Origin of the sequence: Nocardia sp. CA-151230 (genome assembly GCF_050942175.1) — a bacterium.
GTDB lineage: Bacteria > Actinomycetota > Actinomycetes > Mycobacteriales > Mycobacteriaceae > Nocardia.
In genome coordinates this window covers 4,544,380-4,561,439 of sequence record NZ_CP192061.1, presented here as the reverse complement: position 1 = coordinate 4,561,439, position 17,060 = coordinate 4,544,380, and the positions used below count along the sequence as shown (strand labels likewise).

The 17,060-nt window shown below is 69.4% G+C and carries 17 protein-coding genes and 1 pseudogene; 5 read left to right on the top strand and 13 right to left on the bottom strand.

The features are described from left to right. Positions 1-12: 12 nt before the first annotated feature. The 4 genes from ACQP1O_RS21390 to ACQP1O_RS21375 all read right to left on the bottom strand — a co-directional run bounded on the left by ACQP1O_RS21390 (position 13) and on the right by ACQP1O_RS21375 (position 3,854). Entirely contained in the window at positions 13-1,692 is a 1,680-nt protein-coding gene (locus ACQP1O_RS21390) for a SulP family inorganic anion transporter (protein WP_433567744.1), read from the bottom strand. Between the two features lie 191 nt (positions 1,693-1,883). Continuing rightward, complete coding sequence (locus tag ACQP1O_RS21385; RefSeq protein WP_433567522.1) at positions 1,884-2,786, bottom strand: universal stress protein; 903 nt, start codon at positions 2,784-2,786, stop codon at positions 1,884-1,886. A gap of 18 nt (positions 2,787-2,804) precedes the next feature. Further along, a complete protein-coding gene (locus ACQP1O_RS21380; protein WP_433567521.1) occupies positions 2,805-3,065 on the bottom strand; it encodes an SHOCT domain-containing protein in 261 nt (86 codons plus the stop codon). A 30-nt stretch (positions 3,066-3,095) separates the two neighbouring features. Further along, positions 3,096-3,854 (bottom strand): SDR family NAD(P)-dependent oxidoreductase, encoded by a 759-nt coding sequence (locus ACQP1O_RS21375; protein WP_433567520.1) that lies wholly within the window; start codon positions 3,852-3,854, stop codon positions 3,096-3,098. Between the two features lie 176 nt (positions 3,855-4,030). On the opposite strand from ACQP1O_RS21375, the gene ACQP1O_RS21370 reads away from it, so the two are divergent. The 5 genes from ACQP1O_RS21370 to ACQP1O_RS21350 all read left to right on the top strand — a co-directional run bounded on the left by ACQP1O_RS21370 (position 4,031) and on the right by ACQP1O_RS21350 (position 8,986). Beyond that, on the top strand, positions 4,031-4,741 hold the full coding sequence (locus tag ACQP1O_RS21370; protein ID WP_433567519.1) for an SRPBCC family protein: 711 nt from the start codon (positions 4,031-4,033) through the stop codon (positions 4,739-4,741). Then, complete coding sequence (locus ACQP1O_RS21365; RefSeq protein WP_433567518.1) at positions 4,738-5,739, top strand: Acg family FMN-binding oxidoreductase; 1,002 nt, start codon at positions 4,738-4,740, stop codon at positions 5,737-5,739. Before ACQP1O_RS21370 ends, ACQP1O_RS21365 begins: the two co-directional genes overlap by 4 nt. Positions 5,740-5,883: 144 nt before the next feature. Then, the gene (locus ACQP1O_RS21360; RefSeq protein WP_433567517.1) at positions 5,884-6,888 is read left to right on the top strand and encodes a hypothetical protein; all 1,005 of its coding nucleotides are present in this window, start codon (positions 5,884-5,886) and stop codon (positions 6,886-6,888) included. 35 nt (positions 6,889-6,923) lie between these two features. Next, positions 6,924-7,967, top strand: a complete 1,044-nt coding sequence (locus ACQP1O_RS21355; protein ID WP_433567516.1) for a zinc-dependent alcohol dehydrogenase family protein — start codon at positions 6,924-6,926, stop codon at positions 7,965-7,967. Positions 7,968-8,125: 158 nt separating this feature from the next. Then, on the top strand, positions 8,126-8,986 hold the full coding sequence (locus ACQP1O_RS21350; protein ID WP_433567515.1) for a universal stress protein: 861 nt from the start codon (positions 8,126-8,128) through the stop codon (positions 8,984-8,986). Here ACQP1O_RS21350 and ACQP1O_RS21345 read toward each other — a convergent pair. From ACQP1O_RS21345 to ACQP1O_RS21305, 9 genes and pseudogenes are all read right to left on the bottom strand, one after another. Further along, entirely contained in the window at positions 8,953-9,228 is a 276-nt protein-coding gene (locus tag ACQP1O_RS21345; RefSeq protein WP_433567514.1) for a hypothetical protein, read from the bottom strand. The genes ACQP1O_RS21350 and ACQP1O_RS21345 overlap by 34 nt on opposite strands. Further along, positions 9,225-9,896: pseudogene (locus ACQP1O_RS21340) on the bottom strand (DUF4389 domain-containing protein); the annotation flags it as partial. The pseudogene ACQP1O_RS21340 and the gene ACQP1O_RS21345, both read right to left, overlap by 4 nt. A gap of 75 nt (positions 9,897-9,971) precedes the next feature. After that, positions 9,972-10,580 carry a hypothetical protein gene (locus ACQP1O_RS21335; protein WP_433567513.1) on the bottom strand — a complete coding sequence of 203 codons (609 nt, stop codon included), beginning with the start codon at positions 10,578-10,580 and terminating at the stop codon, positions 9,972-9,974. Between the two features lie 376 nt (positions 10,581-10,956). Further along, complete coding sequence (locus tag ACQP1O_RS21330; RefSeq protein WP_433567512.1) at positions 10,957-12,315, bottom strand: wax ester/triacylglycerol synthase family O-acyltransferase; 1,359 nt, start codon at positions 12,313-12,315, stop codon at positions 10,957-10,959. 19 nt (positions 12,316-12,334) lie between these two features. Next, entirely contained in the window at positions 12,335-13,234 is a 900-nt protein-coding gene (locus ACQP1O_RS21325) for a universal stress protein (RefSeq protein ID WP_433567511.1), read from the bottom strand. A 30-nt stretch (positions 13,235-13,264) separates the two neighbouring features. Then, positions 13,265-13,852, bottom strand: coding sequence for an Rv1733c family protein (locus tag ACQP1O_RS21320; protein WP_433567510.1), 588 nt, complete (start codon positions 13,850-13,852; stop codon positions 13,265-13,267). Positions 13,853-13,933: 81 nt separating this feature from the next. Beyond that, on the bottom strand, positions 13,934-15,643 hold the full coding sequence (locus ACQP1O_RS21315; protein WP_433567509.1) for a SulP family inorganic anion transporter: 1,710 nt from the start codon (positions 15,641-15,643) through the stop codon (positions 13,934-13,936). Between the two features lie 22 nt (positions 15,644-15,665). Further along, positions 15,666-16,100: a hypothetical protein gene (locus ACQP1O_RS21310; protein WP_433567743.1), complete on the bottom strand. Its 435-nt coding sequence runs from the start codon at positions 16,098-16,100 to the stop codon at positions 15,666-15,668. A 437-nt stretch (positions 16,101-16,537) separates the two neighbouring features. Continuing rightward, complete coding sequence (locus ACQP1O_RS21305) at positions 16,538-16,741, bottom strand: hypothetical protein (RefSeq protein WP_433567508.1); 204 nt, start codon at positions 16,739-16,741, stop codon at positions 16,538-16,540. Between the last annotated feature and the right edge of the window lie 319 nt (positions 16,742-17,060).

Below are 17,060 nucleotides of genomic sequence, written 5' to 3'. Positions count from 1 at the left end.
GGGCACGCGATGTCAGGCGCCCGCTCGATGACCTTCCCCGGCCACCGCGGGCGCCAGCCGGCGCGCACAGGTGATGGCATCGGGCGTGTGGGTGAACAGGTGCGCGGCGCCGCCCGCGGGCAGGGCCCCGATCGCGGTGAGACGGCGCTGGTGATCGGGGCGAAGCCCGGACATGAGCACGACGATGTGGCGGTGTTCGAGTTTGCCGATCGCGTCCTTGAGCACCAGCGCACCGGTGGTGTCCAGCGCGGTGACGTGCGACATGCGCAGGATCACCACGTGCACATCCGATACCTCGGCCAGCTCCAACAGGAATCGGTGCGCGCCGGCGAAGAACAGCGGCCCGTCGAGCCGGTAGGCCACGATGTGTTCGTCGAGCAGGTCGTGCTCCTCGGCCAGATGATCTCCCTCGTCCAGCGGAATCTGCTGCAGGCGAGCCTCTTTCGCGACCGCGCGCAAGGCGAGCACCACCGCAATCGCCACACCCACCGCCACCGCGGTCACCAGATCGGCGGCGACGGTGACCAGGAACGTGACGCCCATGATCGCCCCGTCTCCCTTCGAAGCGCGGGCGATCGCCGCCAGCGACGCCGTCTCGACCATGCGCACCGTGGTCGCCAGCAGCACCCCCGCCAGCGCGGCGAGGGGAATCTGCCCGACCAGCGGGGCGGCCAGGAAGACGATGGCCGCGAGCACGATCGCGTGGGTGAGCGCGGCCAGCCGGGTGCGACCGCCCGAGCGGACGTTCACCGCGGTGCGCGCGATCGCGCCGGTGGCCGGGACACCTCCGAACAGCGGTGCGGCGATATTGGCCAGGCCCTGGCCGAACAGCTCGCGGTCGGAGTTGTGGCGGGTACCCACCGCCATCGCGTCGGCGGCCGTGGCCGACAGCAGCGACTCCAATGCCGCCAGCGCGGCCACCGCCAACGCCGGCGCCAGCAGCGAACCCAGCTGGTCGGCATGGAGGAAACCGAGGGCGGGGGCCTGCAATCCCGACGGGATGGCGCCGATCCGGGCCAACGGCAGATCGAACAGCGCCACCGCCGCGGTCGCCAGCGCCACGGCCAGCAGCGCGAACGGCCAGCGGGGCAGATACCGGCCACCGACCAGCATGAGCGCTGCCACCAGCAGGGCGGTGGCGATCGGCAGCGGATCGAGATGCCCCAGGTATTGGCGCACGGCGTCGGCGGCGGCCTGCCACACCTTGTCCCCGTGCGCGTGCGCGATGCCGAGCGCGGCCGGGACCTGTTGCAGCGCAATGACCACCGCGATGCCGGCGGTGAAACCCTCGATCACCGGGGCGGGCATGTAGCGCACCGCACGCCCGACCCCGGCGACCGCGAGCACCACCAGCACGAGCCCGGCCAGCAGCCCCACGGCCAGCACCCCGCTCGCACCGTGCTGATGGAAGATCGGCACCAATACCACGGTCATCGCACCCGTGGGCCCCGACACCTGGAACCGTGATCCGCCGAAGACCGCCGCAACCGCGCCCGCGATCACCGCGGTCGCCAGGCCGGCGGCCGCGCCGAGGCCCGAGGAGATCCCGAAGCCCAGCGCCAACGGCAGCGCGACCAGGGCGACGATCAGCCCGGACAGCAGATCCGCACCCGGGGCACGCACCCCCGTACGCCAGTCCGACCAGACCGGCAGCAGTGCCCGCACGCTCACAGTTCTTGCACCAGAGCCGATTTCAACACTGCCGGCTGTTCCCGCACCGCCGCCGGCCGCTCCGCGGTGGTCTGATCGTCCACGGCATCATTCTCCTTCGCCAATAAACTACGTTATTAGTTTAGAAAACATGCAATCAATGTGCGCACGCACCCCCCTTGCCGGGAGGCGGCACTGTAGTTACCACTGCACGGAGGAGCGTGTCGGCCCGGTCAGCGGGTCGGCACCACGATCATCGGGCATTCCACGCTGTGCAGCAGCGCGTTGCTGGTCGAGCCGAGCAGCATGCCGGCGAAACCGCCGCGGCCGTGACTGCCCACCACCAGCAGCTGGGCGTTCTCCGCGGCGTCCAGCAGGGACTGGATCGGGCGGTCGCGGACCAGGATTCGGCGGACCTGGACGTCCGGGTAGTTCTCGGCGAATCCGGCCAACCGTTCGGCGAGCAGTTCGGTTTCGCGGTCGCGGACGGCGTCCCACCCCGGAAGCGGCAGGCCGTCGCGGTTGATATCGCTCCAGGCGTGCAGCGCGTCGAGCCCGACCTTGCGGCGGGATGCCTCCTCGAAAGCCAGCCTCAGGGCGGGCACGCTGTTGGGCGTGCCATCGACGCCGACGAGCACCGGGCGCTCCGCGGAGACCGCGTCGATCGCCGCTGTCGAATGCACGATCGCGACGGGGCAGTGGGCATGCCGCGTCACCGCGGTACTGACCGATCCGAGCAGGCCGCGCCGGATCGCGCCGTGTCCGCGGCTGCCCACCACCAGCAGGCGCGCGTGCCGCGACCGTTCGATCAGAGCCGGAATCGCCGTGTCGAAGGTGACATCGGTGCGGATGGACAGACCGTCGCCGACGGCCGCGGTGCGCGCCACACGACTCGCCTCGGTGACCACCCGTTCGCCATCGAGACGGAGCCAATCGGTGTCGGTATTGGTCAGCATCGCACCGGGTCCCCATCCGCCCGGGACCGCCACCGAGGTGACGATCTCGAGCGGCGCGCCGTGCAGTCCCGCATCCACGGCCGCCCAGGCGACGGCGACGTTCGAGACGGCCGATCCGTCGGTTGCCACGACGACGGGCGGATTCAATTGCCCACCAGGGGTTTCCGATTTCTCCGACATGCTCGCGCTCCCGTCGCTCTACTGCCGCGCGCCCGAGGCCCGCAGTGCGGCAAGGCGATTGGTGTATTCGGTCTCGTCGATCTCGCCGCGCGCGAAACGCTGGGCCAGCAGTTCCTGCGGCGACGGGGATTCATAGCGCCCCGAGCGGCCCGGGTCGGATACCGCGAACCGGACCGCGAACGCGATCCCGACGATCAGCAGGGCCCAGAAGACCACCATGCCCACGCCCATCCAGGCGTAGCCCCAGCCACCCATATCGTGGCCGTACCAATACATCATGGCGATGCCTCCAGTTCTTTCGTGTCGCCATTACCGCTGGTCTGCACCAGAGGTTTCGATCAGCCCGGCCCGACCGGTGGTCGCGCCGCCGTCGACCACGAATTCCGACCCGGTCGAGAAAGTCGCCTCCGTGACGAGGAACCGCACCATGGCCGCGACCTCCTCCGGGTTGCCGAATCGCGGCAGCGGCTGGGTGGCGATCGACTCGGCCAGGCCGACGGTCATCGCCGCGTGAATCTGCCCGGGGTGCACCGAGCACACCCGAATGCCGGACGAACCCAGTTCCAGCGCAGCGGCTTTGGTCAATCCACGCAGTCCCCACTTGCTGGCGACGTATCCGCTGATGCCCGCGTAGCCCATCAGGCCCGCGGTCGAGGACATATTGACGATCGTGCCGCCGCCCGCGGCACGCAGGCGCCGCGCGGCCAACCGCATCCCGAGCCAGGGCCCGTAGAGGTTGACGTCCAGCACGTGCCGGAACAGGGCGGGCGACTCCGACTCGACGGTCCCGAAGTCGAGGATCTCGGCGTTGTTCACCAGTGCGCCCAGCGGGCCGAATTCTCGCTCGGTCTTCTCCAGCACCCGCTGCCACTCCGCCTCGTCGGTGACGTCGAGATGATGAAATCGTGCTTGCGGCCCATGGATTTCGGCGAGCTTGTTCCCGGCGTCGGTGCGCAGGTCCGCGATGACGACGCCGAAACCCGCCTTCACCAGTTCCTCGACCACCGCCGCGCCGATTCCCCGCGCACCGCCGGTGACGATCGCACTCCGGTCCGCGAACTCCGTCATGGCCATCCTCCGATCCGCGCGAATCCGCTGTTCGTTCACAGCATCCCGCGCGGGTGGCCGCGGCGAGATGGCCGAAAGTCACCGGTTCCGAGGGCGGATGTCGGGCCATCGGTCCCTGCGGAAATCACGCGGCGCGGCCGAGGATCGACATCGACGTCCCACCGAGAGGAACAACCGTGAAGACACCATTGGCGACCGTGATCGGCGTGGCCTCGGCCCTCACCGGGCTGGCGGCCGGATACCGGCTCTTCGCGCGCACCACGTGCGTGACCTGGGGCTCGACCGCCGAGGAAGTCGGGCGGGCGATGCCCGGCGACGGCCTGCTGGCCGAAGCCGGCACCGTCACCACCCGTGCGATCACCGTCGCCGCCACGCCGGAGCAGATCTGGCCGTGGCTGGTTCAGATGGGACCGGGCCGGGCCGGCGCCTACACCTACGACTGGATCGAGAACCTGCTCGGCCTGGACATACACAGCGCCGACCAGATCCTGCCGGAGTTTCAGCAGCTCGCGGTGGACGATGTGCTGCCGATGGGCAAGTCCGGTCCCGCGATGCGGGTGGCTGTGCTGGACCGCCCGCACGCCTTCGTGCTGGCCTCGACCGACCACCACTGGGTGTGGGCGTTCGGCCTCTACCCGACCGCCGAGGGCACCCGGTTGATCAGCCGCAACCGCATCGCGCTCCCGGATGCCGGTCGGCTGCAACGGCTGTTCTACATGCTGATCATGGAGCCCGGCAGCCTCGTCATGGAGGCCAAGATGCTGCGGGGCATCAAGGAGCGCGCCGAACGCACCACGCCGGAACTCACCCTGGTGACCAACGTCCCTGGTCAGCAGGCGGAAAGCCCGTATGTTCCGGACTGGCCGACGCGAACACTCGAAGTATGACCGCAATGAACGCCACCCCGCTCGCCGTACCCGACCACCGCACGCTGACGGCCGCGATGCTGCTGGCTTCACGCGCGCCCTCCGTGCACAACACCCAGCCCTGGCATTGGCGCTTCGACGGCGCGCGGCTGCACCTGCGCACCGATCCCGACCGGCTGCTCACCGCCGCGGACCCGCACGGCCGCCAGCAGGTGATCAGCTGCGGCGCCATGCTGCACCACGTCCGTACCGCGTTCGGCGCGCAGGGCTGGCACACCGACACCACCCGGGTCCCGGACCCACTCGATCCCGGCCGCCTGGCCGAGATCAGCTTCCGGCCCTGGCCCGATCCCCCATCGGGTCTGGTGGCCCGCGCCGGCGCCATCGAGCACCGCCGCACCGACCGGCTGCCGCTGGGCGCGCCCGGGAACTGGGAAGACCTCCAGCGGAGGCTGCGCATGCTGGTCTCGCCGCACTACCTGGAGCTGGACACGCTCGACGACGCGGTCCAGGCCAGGCTGGCCGCGGTCTCCCAGCAGACCGCGGCGCTGCGCCGGCACGACATGATGTACCAGGCCGAGATCGGCTGGTGGGCAGGACATTCCGGGGATCCCGAGGGTGTTCCGGCCGACGCGCTGGTCTCGGACGCGGAATTCGCCCGGGTCCGGGTGGGCCGGGTCTTCCCGTCCGCGGCGCACTCCATGCGGCGCACGGAGACCGACGACCACGCCGGCATGGTCATGCTCAGCTCGGAGGGCGATTCCCTACCCGAGTGGCTGGCGACGGGCGAGGCCGTCTCGGCGGTGCTGCTCGAATGCACGGTGGCCGGGCTGGCAACCTGCGCACTCACCCACATCACCGAATTGCCCACGGGCCGAAACATTCTCACCAATCTGCTGCGGCATCCCGGCACACCGCAGATCGTCGTGCGGATCGGCACCGCGCCGGACGGGGAACCGCCCCTGCCGCCGACCCCCCGGCGCCCGCTGGCCGACATCCTCACGATCGAACAGGGCTGACGCAGGCGAGCGCGGCACCTCTCCCCGCCCGCACTGCGCGCCACCCGCGGCCGCCCACGCGGTCGGCTCATGATCGGCGGGATCAGCGTGCTCGCCGGATGCCCGATCGCGCTCCTCCGAAGTCAGCGAAAGGCGGTATCCACCATGATCAGCGCGGCGTCGCAGGCGGTGTCCGGGAATCCGGCCCCCTTCACGTGGGTGACGGCGGTTTCGATGCTGGTGTTCTGCGGCGTCCTGTGGCTCATCGTCGACTACATGCGCACCCGTCCACGACCCGCGATGTGGGTGTGGGGACTGTCGCTGCTGACGTTCCCGCTCTGGATCTGGGGGCCCGGCCGCGACATCGGCCTGATCAACTGGTTCTCCTGGGCCAAGATCCTCTCGGTGCTGATCCCGCTGACCCTGGTCGGCGCGATGCGGATCTCCGTGGCCGAGCAGCGCCCCGGACGGGTGTGGGAGATCCTGCGCAACCCGCGATTCCTGTGGTTCCCGTACGCGATCCTGTTCCTCAACATCGCCGAGGCCACCCTGCGCGACGCCCAGATCGGCAACTACTGGAACGCCGCGGTCGGGCTCGGACTGTGCCTCACGATCCCCTACTGCCCGCGCTTCTGGGAAGTGCTGCCCGGCCGCAACGCCGAACTCGTCGCCTACACGACCATGGCATGGAACTTCCTCTACACCACCTGGAATCTGTGCTTCACCTTCGGCGGTTATCCCCCGCAGGAAGAGCATTTCGCCGCCAGCATCTGCATTCTCGCGGTCGCGGAGATCTATCCGCTGGTCAAGCGCCGCCCCGAGCTCTACATCATGGCGCGCATCTACACCTTGCCCGTGCTCATGCTGGTGATCGCGATCTACAACATCTTCCCGAAGGTGATGCCGTCGGACGGCTGGTTCGACAACGATGTCTGGATCGTCTGGGGCATAGCCAATTTCGTGCTCACCATCCCCTACCTGTTCTGGTACACCTGGCAGCTCGAGACCGGCCGCTCCTTCCTCACCTTCCGCCGCGGCCGCGCCCGCGAGGACTTCCTGCGCCGCCACGGCGACCAGGTCCACCAGCTCATCGACTTCGCCGATTCCCTCGACGCCGCGACCGATACGCACGGCCGCCGATCACGCACTGCGGCAGCACCGGACCGTTAGGCCGGTCGACATGTCCGCGCACAGGAGGTATTCCCATGCGAGCAATGGTTTTTCACGGACCCGGGCAGAAATCCTGGGATGAGGTTCCCGACCCGATCATCACGCAACCGACCGATGCGATCGTCCGCGTCGAGGCCGTGACGATCTGCGGGACCGATCTGCACATTCTCGAGGGTGACGTCCCCGAGTTCGCGCCCGGCCGGATTCTCGGTCACGAGGCCGTGGGCACCATCGTCGAGGTGGGCACCGGAGTGCACACCCGCGAGGTCGGCGAGCGGGTCCTGATCTCCTGCATCAGCGCTTGCGGCGCCTGCCGATTCTGCCGGGAGGGCCGCTACGGGCAGTGCCTCGGCGGTGGTGGCTGGATCCTCGGCCATCTCATCGACGGCACGCAGGCGGAAATGGTGCGCGTCCCCTTCGTCGATACCTCGACCTATCCGATCCCACAGGGCATATCCGACGAGCAGATGCTCATGCTCGCCGACATTCTGCCCACCAGCTACGAGGTCGGCGTCCTCAACGGCGCTGTGCGACCGGGCGATACGGTGGCGATCATCGGCGCTGGTCCGATCGGGCTGGCCGCGATCGTCACCTCCCGGCTCTACAGCCCCGGCCACATCGTGGCCATCGACCTGGCCGACAGCCGACTCGACGCCGCCGCGAAACTGGGCGCGGACGTCATCGTCAACAGCGGCCGCGACAATCCAGCCGACGTGATCGCGCGGCTGACCGGCGGCCTCGGCGCGGACGTCACCATCGAGGCGGTCGGCATCCCCGAAACGTTCGAAACCGCCGTCGACCTCGTTCGCCCGGGCGGTCACGTCGCCAATATCGGCGTGCACGGCAAGCCCGCCACCCTGCACCTCGAGAAGATCTGGATCCGGGACCTGACCATCACCACCGGCCTGGTCGACACCTACTCCACACCCCGGCTCATCGACCTGGTGGCCAGCGGACGCCTCGACCCCGCCGCGATGATCACCCACCGCTTCACGATGGACGAATTCCCCTCCGCTTACGACACCTTCGCGCGCGCCGGCGAGACCGGAGCGCTCAAGGTAGTCATCACCGCCGGGTAGGGCCGACACACCTCTCGCCCGGCCCGATCCTGCGAGCGGATGGTCTTACGTCACCGCGATCGAGGTCTCTCGCATCGTGTGCGATCGCTGGTGACGCGTCATTCTCGGAGAGTCGGAGCAGGTTTCGTACGGATACGCCGGGCGGGAGGCAGGTAACGATGGACGCGCACCACGATCGCAACGCCGTGGTGGCCGGGGTGGACGGCTCGACGGTTTCCCTCAATGCCGTCCGCTGGGCCGCGTATCTCGCCACGGCCATCCACGAGCCGCTCGTCATCGCCTGCGCCCCGAGATTTCCCCGCGGCGGCGGCGAGCCGGAGCACGCTCACCCGAGCGGCCGGGTGGTGCGCTGGCACGAGATCGCCGCGCACACCTCCGAACACGCTGTGGCACTGGTCCGTTCCTGTGCGCCGGAGTTGGCCGTCACCACCGAGGTCACCCCCGAGGCGGCCGCTCCCGCGCTCATCGCGCTCAGCACGCACGCCCGGATCCTGGTGGTCGGGGCGCAGACCGCCTGGGATGGGCGGCTGGTCGGCCCGACGACCATGGAGGTCGCGCGCCACGCGCGATGCCCGGTCGCGGTATGGCGCGGTAGAGCAGGCCGTCGTATCCCGTGGCGGAAGCCGGTCACGGTGGGTGTGGACGGCACCCCGCTCAGCACGGCGGCCCTCGCGCTGGGATTCGAACTCGCCGAGGCACTCTCGGTGCCGCTGACCGCCGTGCACTGCCGGGCGGGGAACCGGATCGTGCCGATCGGACCGGCAGCCGACCACACGGCCGCGGACAATGCCGTCCTGACGAGTGCGCTGGCCCCGCATCGCCTGGCGCACCCGGACGTCGAGGTCACCGAGGTGACCGTTCCCGGCGTACCCGCCACCGTTCTGGCGGAGGCGGGACACGACTCCCAGCTACTGGTGGTCGGCACCCGCCCCCGCAGCTCCGCGACCGACGCATTGTTCGGTTCCACGAGCCGGGATCTGTTGCATCATTCCCCCTGCCCCGTCGTGCTGTGCGGTTGAGCGGCCGAGTGTTCGGCGAGGCCGAGGAAAGGCCGGACGTAGCGGAAGTCGGCACCGGCCGATGAGGCGACTGTGGCCGGCGGTGCCGGCGAGGCGACGGTGGCCGGTGGTGGCGGCGCGGACTGGTCATCGCGATCGCAGAGGATCGCCACCAGGGCCGCGGCGGCCAGCACCACCGCGACCGCCAGCAGCACGGCGATGACTGCCCAGCGTTCCGGCACCCGGGGGAATCTCGTTGTCACGGCACGACATCCTCGGCCGGTTCCCGCGGGCCCTGGTCGAGCCGGAAGGGCGGATAGTCGTCGGTCAGCAGCGCCGAATACGCCAGGACACGGTAGAACCACCGGTTCACGCCGAGGACGAATCCGAACAGTCCGCGCGGGTAGCGGCCGGTGAACAGCAGGGCGACCGCGGCGATCAGTACCAGCACGCCGATCAGCGGAATCGTGGTGGTGCCGTTGTCGTTGCCCGTGTCGCCGCCGAGCATCACACCGCCACCGAACAGGGCGGCCAGAATCAAATAGTGCGGGATGGCGAGCAGCCACCATTTCACGAGAGCCAGCCCGCGCGAGAGCTGTTCGGGGTAATCGATCTCCAGATCTGCCGGGTAGTCGGTCTGCCGCAGGGTGAACGGCGGATACCGGTCGGTGCCCAGTGCCGCGTAGGTGTAGAACTGCACTCGCCACGACCAGCGCATCACACCCACGGTGAAGTCGAACAGCGGGCGCGGGTAGCGCCCGGTGAACAGGATCGCGAACCACGCCACCACCGTGACCACCCAGAAGGCGATCCACAGGAACAACAGCACGATGTAGTGGGGTATCGCGAGGATCCATTTCACCAGCCACAGCCAGCGGGAGAGCGGTTCGTCCAGGTCGCCGCGCAGTCGGACGGAACGGACGGTGGAGGGTTCGGGGTTCATGTCGTTCTCCTGTTCGGAACAAAGGGTCGAGCACGGTCTCGAGGGGGAATCCGTTGCCAGGCTTCAGGATCGGCGCTCCGTACGCGGCGTCCGGCGATGCCCGTCGGCCAGTACCTGGGTCAGGAAGGCGCCGGTCACCCACGCCATGGCGGCTGCCATGGCCGCACCGCCCAGCGCACCGATGGCGGCGGTGAGAAGCGGCGGCTGACCCGGCTGCCACAGCGGCGGCGCCACCACCGTGAAGGCGATGAGCCCACCGATCCATGCCACCGCGTTGGCCAGGATCCATAGTGCGGACCGATCACTGAAGCGGCGCAACACCGTCCACTGCGCGACGCCGATCGAGGACACCACGACCAGCGAGCCCGCGACGGTCACCGGAACCTGTGCCCACGTGGGCCACGCGCCGAATCGTTCGCCGTAGAGCATGGGCAGCATCCCGATCGACCACGCCGCGACCGCCCCGGCCGAGGTGACCGCCATCCATTCGTGAATTCGCAAACAGGACAGCAATGTTCGCAACACCCGAGCCTGGAAGTACCCGAGGACAGCACCTTCGACGGCTCCCGCCGTCAGCATGACGGCGGCAACCACCGCCCCACTCGCGTGTGCGACGAGCGTGCCCCCGAGTGCCGGTGCGAGGAACCCGAGGAATTCTCCGACCGTCACCATGGCGAACCACCGTCCGTGCACCTCGCGTGCCGGGACCGCCGGCGCGGGCGCCGCCGGATCGATCGCCGAACCCGAGGGCGGTGGCCTGTACTCCCCCAACGCATGTCGCAGTTTGTTCGGCAGCCGCACGGCCGCTGGCCCGATGCCGTGGCTCCCATACTTCGTAACCACTGTGTCCTCCGTCCGCGAGCGCGTCGATCCGCCCGCCGATCCGATCGTCCGCCGCGACCGGGCACCCGAGACAGAAGCCGAAGTCCCACGGCCGACGGCCTTTCGCCGCCGCCAATCCACCTCCGACGGCACAGTGGGCGGGACCTTGGTCCCGCGGGCAGCGGGACCTCTGGCTGTCCGACAGAGGCCCCCGAGCACCGCAGGCCTACCCGACCGGACGCTGCGGCCGTGCTCGCACCGCGGTGAGCAGTTCGGCTATGGCGCTGTGGATTCCGTCGGCGAGCACCTCGAGGTCCGGAGTGGAGTCGTAGTCGCCGGTGATGCCGAAGGTGAGCCGATCGCCGTAGCTCAGGATCGCGATGCCGGTGCGCAGGCGCATGGCGATGGGAATGGCCGGTATCAGCTCCAGGACCTCGCGCCCCAGCATGGTGAGGGTGCGCCGCGGGCCCGGGACGTTGGTCGCCACGGCCGTCACGCCGCGCTGTGGCAGATGCGACCACAGCCGCATGCCCCAGGCGACCGGAGCGAACGGAAGCCGGCCGGCGAGGGCGAGCAGCGACTTCTCGGCTTGCGTCGCCCCGCTGGACTTGTGCCGGGCCATCCGCCGGTGGATGGTGGTGAGCCGTTCGACCGGGTCGTCGAGATGCAGGGGCAGCAGGGACAGAACCGCCGAGACACGGTTGTCGAGAAACGTTTTCGCATCCGCAGCGCGCATCGACACCGGGACGAGGATCCGCACGCTGTTCCCGGTGGGTTCTTCCCCGCGCCCGAGCAGGACAGCTCGGTACGCCGATGTCACCGCGGCCAGCACAACATCGTTGACCGTCGCGTCGAAGCCCTGGCCTATCTCCCTGATCTCGCTGAGCGAGGCTCGCGCGATCGCATAGCGCCGTTGCCTGCCGATCGGACCGTTGAGCGAGGAGCCCGCGGGTGTGGAGACGAGAGCGGCCGCCACCGGGGCCAGGCTGCGGACCAGACCCAACGCATAGCGTGGCACCTCCACCGGCAATCGGAGCCCGGTGATCGCCCAGTCGAACCAGTTCCTGTCTCCGGCGGCATCGGTGTCCGGCGCCGGCCCCTTCCGGCTCTCCACTTCCGTTTCATCACAGAAGCTTTCGAACAGGTTCACGCCCGAGACACCGTCGACCAGACTGTGGTGCGCCTTCACGATCACGGCCCAGCGCCCGCCCGCGAGGTGGTCGATGACGACGCACTCCCACATCGGATGATCGCGGTCCAGGCGCTCCACCAGCTCGCCGGCGACGAATTCACGCAAGGCGGGCTCGTCGGCAGGCGCGGGCAGCGCGCTCCACCGGATATGGTGGGCGAGATCGAAATTCGGGTCGTCCTCCCATACCGGTACGGCCAGGTCCAGTGGTGCACGCCGGACACGCTGCCGCAGGCGGTCGCTGGCCGAGACCCGCTCGGCCAGCGCCGCCGTGAATTCCGCACGACCGGGAGGCGCGCCGGCCAGGATCGCCACGGCGGCGATACCGAGGCTGATATGCCGGTCGGAGTCCTCCAGTTCGATGAATCCCACGTCCAGCGGCTGTAATTCCGTCATGACCACACCTGATCCTCGATTACGCGCGCACGACGACCGTCGGGGTCTCGACGTTGTGCAACACGGTGGAACTGGTGGAACCGAGCAGCATGCCCGTGAAGCCGCCGCGGCCGCGGCTGCCGATCACGACCAATTGCGCGTGCTCGGATTCCTGGAGCAGAGCCTGGGCCGGGCGTTCCGTCATCAGCATGCGTCGGACCGGCACGTCGGGATAGCGTTCGCCGAACCCGGCGAGCCGCTCGGAGAGCAGTTCGTTCTCCTGCGCACGCAGCGGCTCCCAGCCGATCAGCGGCACGTATGAGCCGAGAACATCGGTCCAAGCGTGTAGCGCGGTCACCCCGACCTTGCGCACCGAGGCCTCCTGGAACGCGAATTCCACTGCGGGCACGCTGTGGGGTGAGCCGTCGATGCCGACCAGCACCGGCTTCTCCGCCGACAGCGGATCGGCCGCCGCGGTCGCGTGGATCACCGCTACCGGGCAGTGTGCGTGCCGGGTGACCGCGTCGGCCACCGAGCCGAGTAGTCCGCGCCGGATCGCGCCCAGTCCGCGGCTGCCCACGGCAATCGCACGCACGTGCCGGGACTGATCGAGGAGATAGCCGATGATGGGTTCGCGAATTACCTCGGTCGTGATCGGCACGGCCGCACCCGCCGCCGCGCGCACCGCGCGGCCGGCTTCGCCGACGATTCGCTGACCGTCCCGGTCCAGCAGCTCCAGGTCGGTGTCACCGAGCAACTCGCCGGGGATTTCGCCGACGGGCAGCGAGATGGAGGTGACGAGGTGCAGTCCGCAGCCGTGCAGATCCGCGGCCACCGCGGCCCACACCGCCGCCCGGTACGAGGTCGCCGAGCCGTCGACGGCGGCGATGATGATGCGCGACATCGGTTGCCCGGCAACAGAACTGGCGTCGGCGGTCATGATCGGTATCCTCCCGATGGTCTGTGGTGACTAGGTGCCGATGGGACGGCCGAGCGCGCGCAGCTCCGCCTCCCAGCGCGCGGCGTGCAGGCGTTCCAGCCCCTGCGAGACGCACCAGAGCAGCGCGAGTGCTCCGAATCCGGCTCCCAAGAGCAGCGCGACACCGGTGCCGACGCCGTCCCACACCGCCATCTCTGGTTGCCGCGGCGGGTCGGCGACCAGGCCGTCGGGCCCGACCCAGAGCTGCACCGTGTCACCGACCTTGGTGTCGCGGCGGATCTCGATCGTTCCGGTCGCGAGGTTCCCGTCGCGCTGCCACTGCACCTTCGACTCGAAGCGGGCCGGCTGCGCGGGACCGGCCGGCTGGACTTCCTTCGGAACGGTCAGAACCGTCGCGTGGACGGTGGTCTTCGAAGCATTCGCGACGCTGATGTGGGCGGCGCTGCGGGTGTACGTCTCGGTGCCGACCGCGGCGGCGACCGGCACGGCCAGCAGCAGCAGGACGACCACCAGCACGTGCAGCACCGATGCCCAGCGGTCGGATGCCCGCATGAGCGGATTCGTGTTCCACGGCCGCATCCGCCACACCCGCCACGGCAGTGAGCAATTGTGTGACATGGCCCCGCACCTCGTCCCTGGAGTTTCTTGTGTGCCCCGTTCAGCATCTCGCGTCCGGGGCCGCACGGTGACGGCCGAAAGTCACTGATCCGCCGGTCCGAGGTCGCCGGTCTGGCGCCGATAGGCCGCCAGTGCGGTCGGCAGCGTCGGAAACAGGCGATCGGCGCCGATACGGGCGGTGAGCCCGGCCGCGTCGAGCGCCGCGCGCAGATCCTTCTTGACCCTCGCCATCGCGAAAACCACTCCACGGGAGGCCAATTCGGTACGAAGCTGGTCGACAGCGTCCAGCGCGGTCAGATCGACCTCGACATTGGCCTCGGCGTTGAGGACGAACCAGCGGACCGGGGCCGTTACGGCAGCGGTATCGACGGCCGCCAGCGCGCGGCGGCGGAAATCCTCGGCGTTGGCGAAGCACAGGGGGGCGTCGTATCGGTAGACCACCAGTCCGGGCACGGTCGTGGCCTCCGGGTAGTCGTCGATGTCGTGCATGCCGGCCAGACCAGTGACGAAGCCCTGGATCGCATCGTGGGCGCGGGCCACCCGGCGCAGCAGGTCCAGGATCGACAGGCCGACGGCGATGAGGATCCCGTACAGGACACCGACCGCCAGCACGGCGACAGCCGTGCTGAGCGCGAGCACCAGCTCGCTGCGACGGAATCGCGCCAGGCGCCGGAACTCCGGCAGGTCGATCAGCCGCAGCGCGGCGTAGATGACCAGCGCGCCCAGCGCGGCGGCCGGGAACGCGGCGAGCACGGTCCGCCCCCAGAACAAGACGGCGAGCACCGTCAGCAGCACCCCTAGGGCATACAGCTGGGTACGCGCACCCGCGGCGTCGGCGATGCTCGTCCGGCTGCCACTGCAGCTGACCGGAAATCCCTGCGAGACACCGGCGGTCAGGTTGGTCGCGCCCATGGCGAGCAGTTCGCGGTTCGCGTCGATGGCCAGGCCGTGCCGGGCCGCGAACGCGCGGGCGGTCAGGACCATGTCGGAGAATCCGACCAGGGCGATCCCGACCGCGGGCAGCAGCAGCTTGGCCAGGTCCGCGGCCGCGACGTGCGGTACGCCGGGAACCGGCAGCCCGGACGGGATCTCACCCACCACACGAATCCCGCTTTCCCGCAACGAGAACACCGCCACCACCGCTGTCGCGCCCAGCACCGCCACCAGCGGCCCCGGCAGCTGCGGCGCCCGCCACGCCGCCAGCAGCAGCACGGCCAGGGTGCCGCCGGCCAGACACACGGTGGGCCAATGCAATTCGTCGACATGCGCCGCGAAGGACCGCAGTTGATCGGGGATGGACTCCCCTGTCACGCTCACCCGGCCGACCCGGCCGAGCTGGCCCACGATCATGATTCCTGCCGTCCCGGCCAGGTAGCCGACCAGTACCGGCTTCGACAGCAGGTCGGCCAATACCCCCAGCCGGGTCACCGCGCCGGCCACACAGCAGGCTCCGACCAGCAGCGCGAGCGCCGCGGCCAACGCGGCGTATCGGGTGGCGTCACCCGCGGCCAGCGGCGCCAGCGCCACCGCCGTCATGAGCGCGGTCGTCGATTCCGGCCCGACCGACAGCAGCCGTGAAGTCCCCAGCACCACATAGACGGCCAGCGGGCCGAGCACCGCCCACAGACCCGCGATCGGCGCCAGACCGGCCACCGTCGCATACGCCATCACCTGCGGAATCAGATAGGCCGCCACGGTGACCCCGGCCACGGCGTCGGTCCGCAGCCAGCCGCGCTGGTAACCCCGGAACTGGCGGGTCCCGGGCAGCCACCGCCCTGTGGCATCACCCATCACAGCACCGTAGCGCGCGAAGTCACCGCATCGCGCTGTCCAGGGCGAGCACGCCGCCACTGAGAAGGGCGATCGCCTTCAGGGCCTCGAGGCCGACATAGGCGTAGTGCGCGCGCGATCGTGGCCCCTCGTGCCCCGCCAGCACCGCGTCGCTGCGCCGGGTCAGCCGGGGGCGCACGAAGACCAGCTGCAGCACCAGCGCGCCGATCGCGACGGCGAGGGCACCGGTCGTCGCAATACCGGGGGGATCGGCCCAGACAGCGGTCAGGACGAGGATGGCGAGCAGGGATTCGACACCGTTGAGGGCACGGAAGACCAAGCGGCCGATGCCGAGTCCGATAGCGAGGGTGACATTCGGGGCGCGGAACTTCAGTGGCGCCTCGATGAACGAGATGGCCAGCACCATCCCCAGCCAGAGGAAGACGGCGGCGGTGATGAAGGCACGGGCGGTGGTCATGGGATCGGTCCTCTCCGGTCGGCACTCCCGAGCCTGGCGCAGCCACCGGAAGCTCAGCAGAGTCGACAGGTCGTATTCGAGATGACCATTGCCCCTAGGTATCGGGCCCTCGACGAGCACCCTGCCGGCTGCGTTGCCGAACAACCCCACAGCGCACAACAGGGACCAGATGCCCTGCGGCGCAGGAGCAACCGCCGCATGTCCGAGCTGCCGGAAGAGCACAGACCTTCGGCATGAGCGGCGACGAAGGTGTGCGCGGTCGGCCGTGCCCGATCCGGCGGCAATCACGACGATGGTCGAGGTGGCGGCGCGCGCCGTCGCTCTCACCGGCATGATCTGCAGCCCCGGCATTCCACAGGCAGTGGTCCGCATCGGCACCCCACCGACCGACACCCACCTACCTCCTCCCACCCCTCGCCGCGCGGTAGCGGACATACTCACCCTCGCCGGCCGAGTCGCCCCGGCACCGTCATATCGGCGAAACCGCTGACCGCCAGGAGTTCCGGCGCCGGGCGGGGCCGACGCCCGGGCAGGCAGCTGACCTGCCGCACCCGAGCGTCGACCTTGACGTCGTCACCGGGATCGTTGCAGGCAACCCGCGGGACGACCGTGAGCCGCCGCGAAGGGAGTGAGCGGCTCACATCTCCTCGATCCTCTCCGCGTGACACAACCCGGGATCGAAAACTCCTGCTGTAGTGGCTGATTGGAACCCTATCGAGCGCGCCGCCGATATTCATCGGCCCGGCCGCCGATTAGGGGGTGATATGTGTTACTTCGATTAACATGACTGATCAGCGCATTCACATGAGCCACTGCGCAAGCCCCACCCGGGGGGGTTACAAGACCAACCGACCGGCCGAAGCGAGAGAAACAGACTGGGCAACTGTTCAGTAACCTAGTGTGCCACCTACGCGACGTACACCCCCGCGCACGCCCCGCTGCACCTCTCGCTTGCCGATG

Coding starts and splice junctions, on each gene's coding strand:
- ACQP1O_RS21385 (WP_433567522.1), bottom strand. CDS start 2,786: ATGTCGGAGAAATCGGAAACCCCTGGTGGGCAATTGAATCCGCCCGTC.
- ACQP1O_RS21380 (WP_433567521.1), bottom strand. CDS start 3,065: ATGATGTATTGGTACGGCCACGATATGGGTGGCTGGGGCTACGCCTGG.
- ACQP1O_RS21375 (WP_433567520.1), bottom strand. CDS start 3,854: ATGACGGAGTTCGCGGACCGGAGTGCGATCGTCACCGGCGGTGCGCGG.
- ACQP1O_RS21365 (WP_433567518.1), top strand. CDS start 4,738: ATGACCGCAATGAACGCCACCCCGCTCGCCGTACCCGACCACCGCACG.
- ACQP1O_RS21360 (WP_433567517.1), top strand. CDS start 5,884: ATGATCAGCGCGGCGTCGCAGGCGGTGTCCGGGAATCCGGCCCCCTTC.
- ACQP1O_RS21355 (WP_433567516.1), top strand. CDS start 6,924: ATGCGAGCAATGGTTTTTCACGGACCCGGGCAGAAATCCTGGGATGAG.
- ACQP1O_RS21350 (WP_433567515.1), top strand. CDS start 8,126: ATGGACGCGCACCACGATCGCAACGCCGTGGTGGCCGGGGTGGACGGC.
- ACQP1O_RS21335 (WP_433567513.1), bottom strand. CDS start 10,580: ATGGTGACGGTCGGAGAATTCCTCGGGTTCCTCGCACCGGCACTCGGG.
- ACQP1O_RS21330 (WP_433567512.1), bottom strand. CDS start 12,315: ATGACGGAATTACAGCCGCTGGACGTGGGATTCATCGAACTGGAGGAC.
- ACQP1O_RS21325 (WP_433567511.1), bottom strand. CDS start 13,234: ATGACCGCCGACGCCAGTTCTGTTGCCGGGCAACCGATGTCGCGCATC.
- ACQP1O_RS21320 (WP_433567510.1), bottom strand. CDS start 13,852: ATGTCACACAATTGCTCACTGCCGTGGCGGGTGTGGCGGATGCGGCCG.
- ACQP1O_RS21315 (WP_433567509.1), bottom strand. CDS start 15,643: ATGGGTGATGCCACAGGGCGGTGGCTGCCCGGGACCCGCCAGTTCCGG.
- ACQP1O_RS21310 (WP_433567743.1), bottom strand. CDS start 16,100: ATGACCACCGCCCGTGCCTTCATCACCGCCGCCGTCTTCCTCTGGCTG.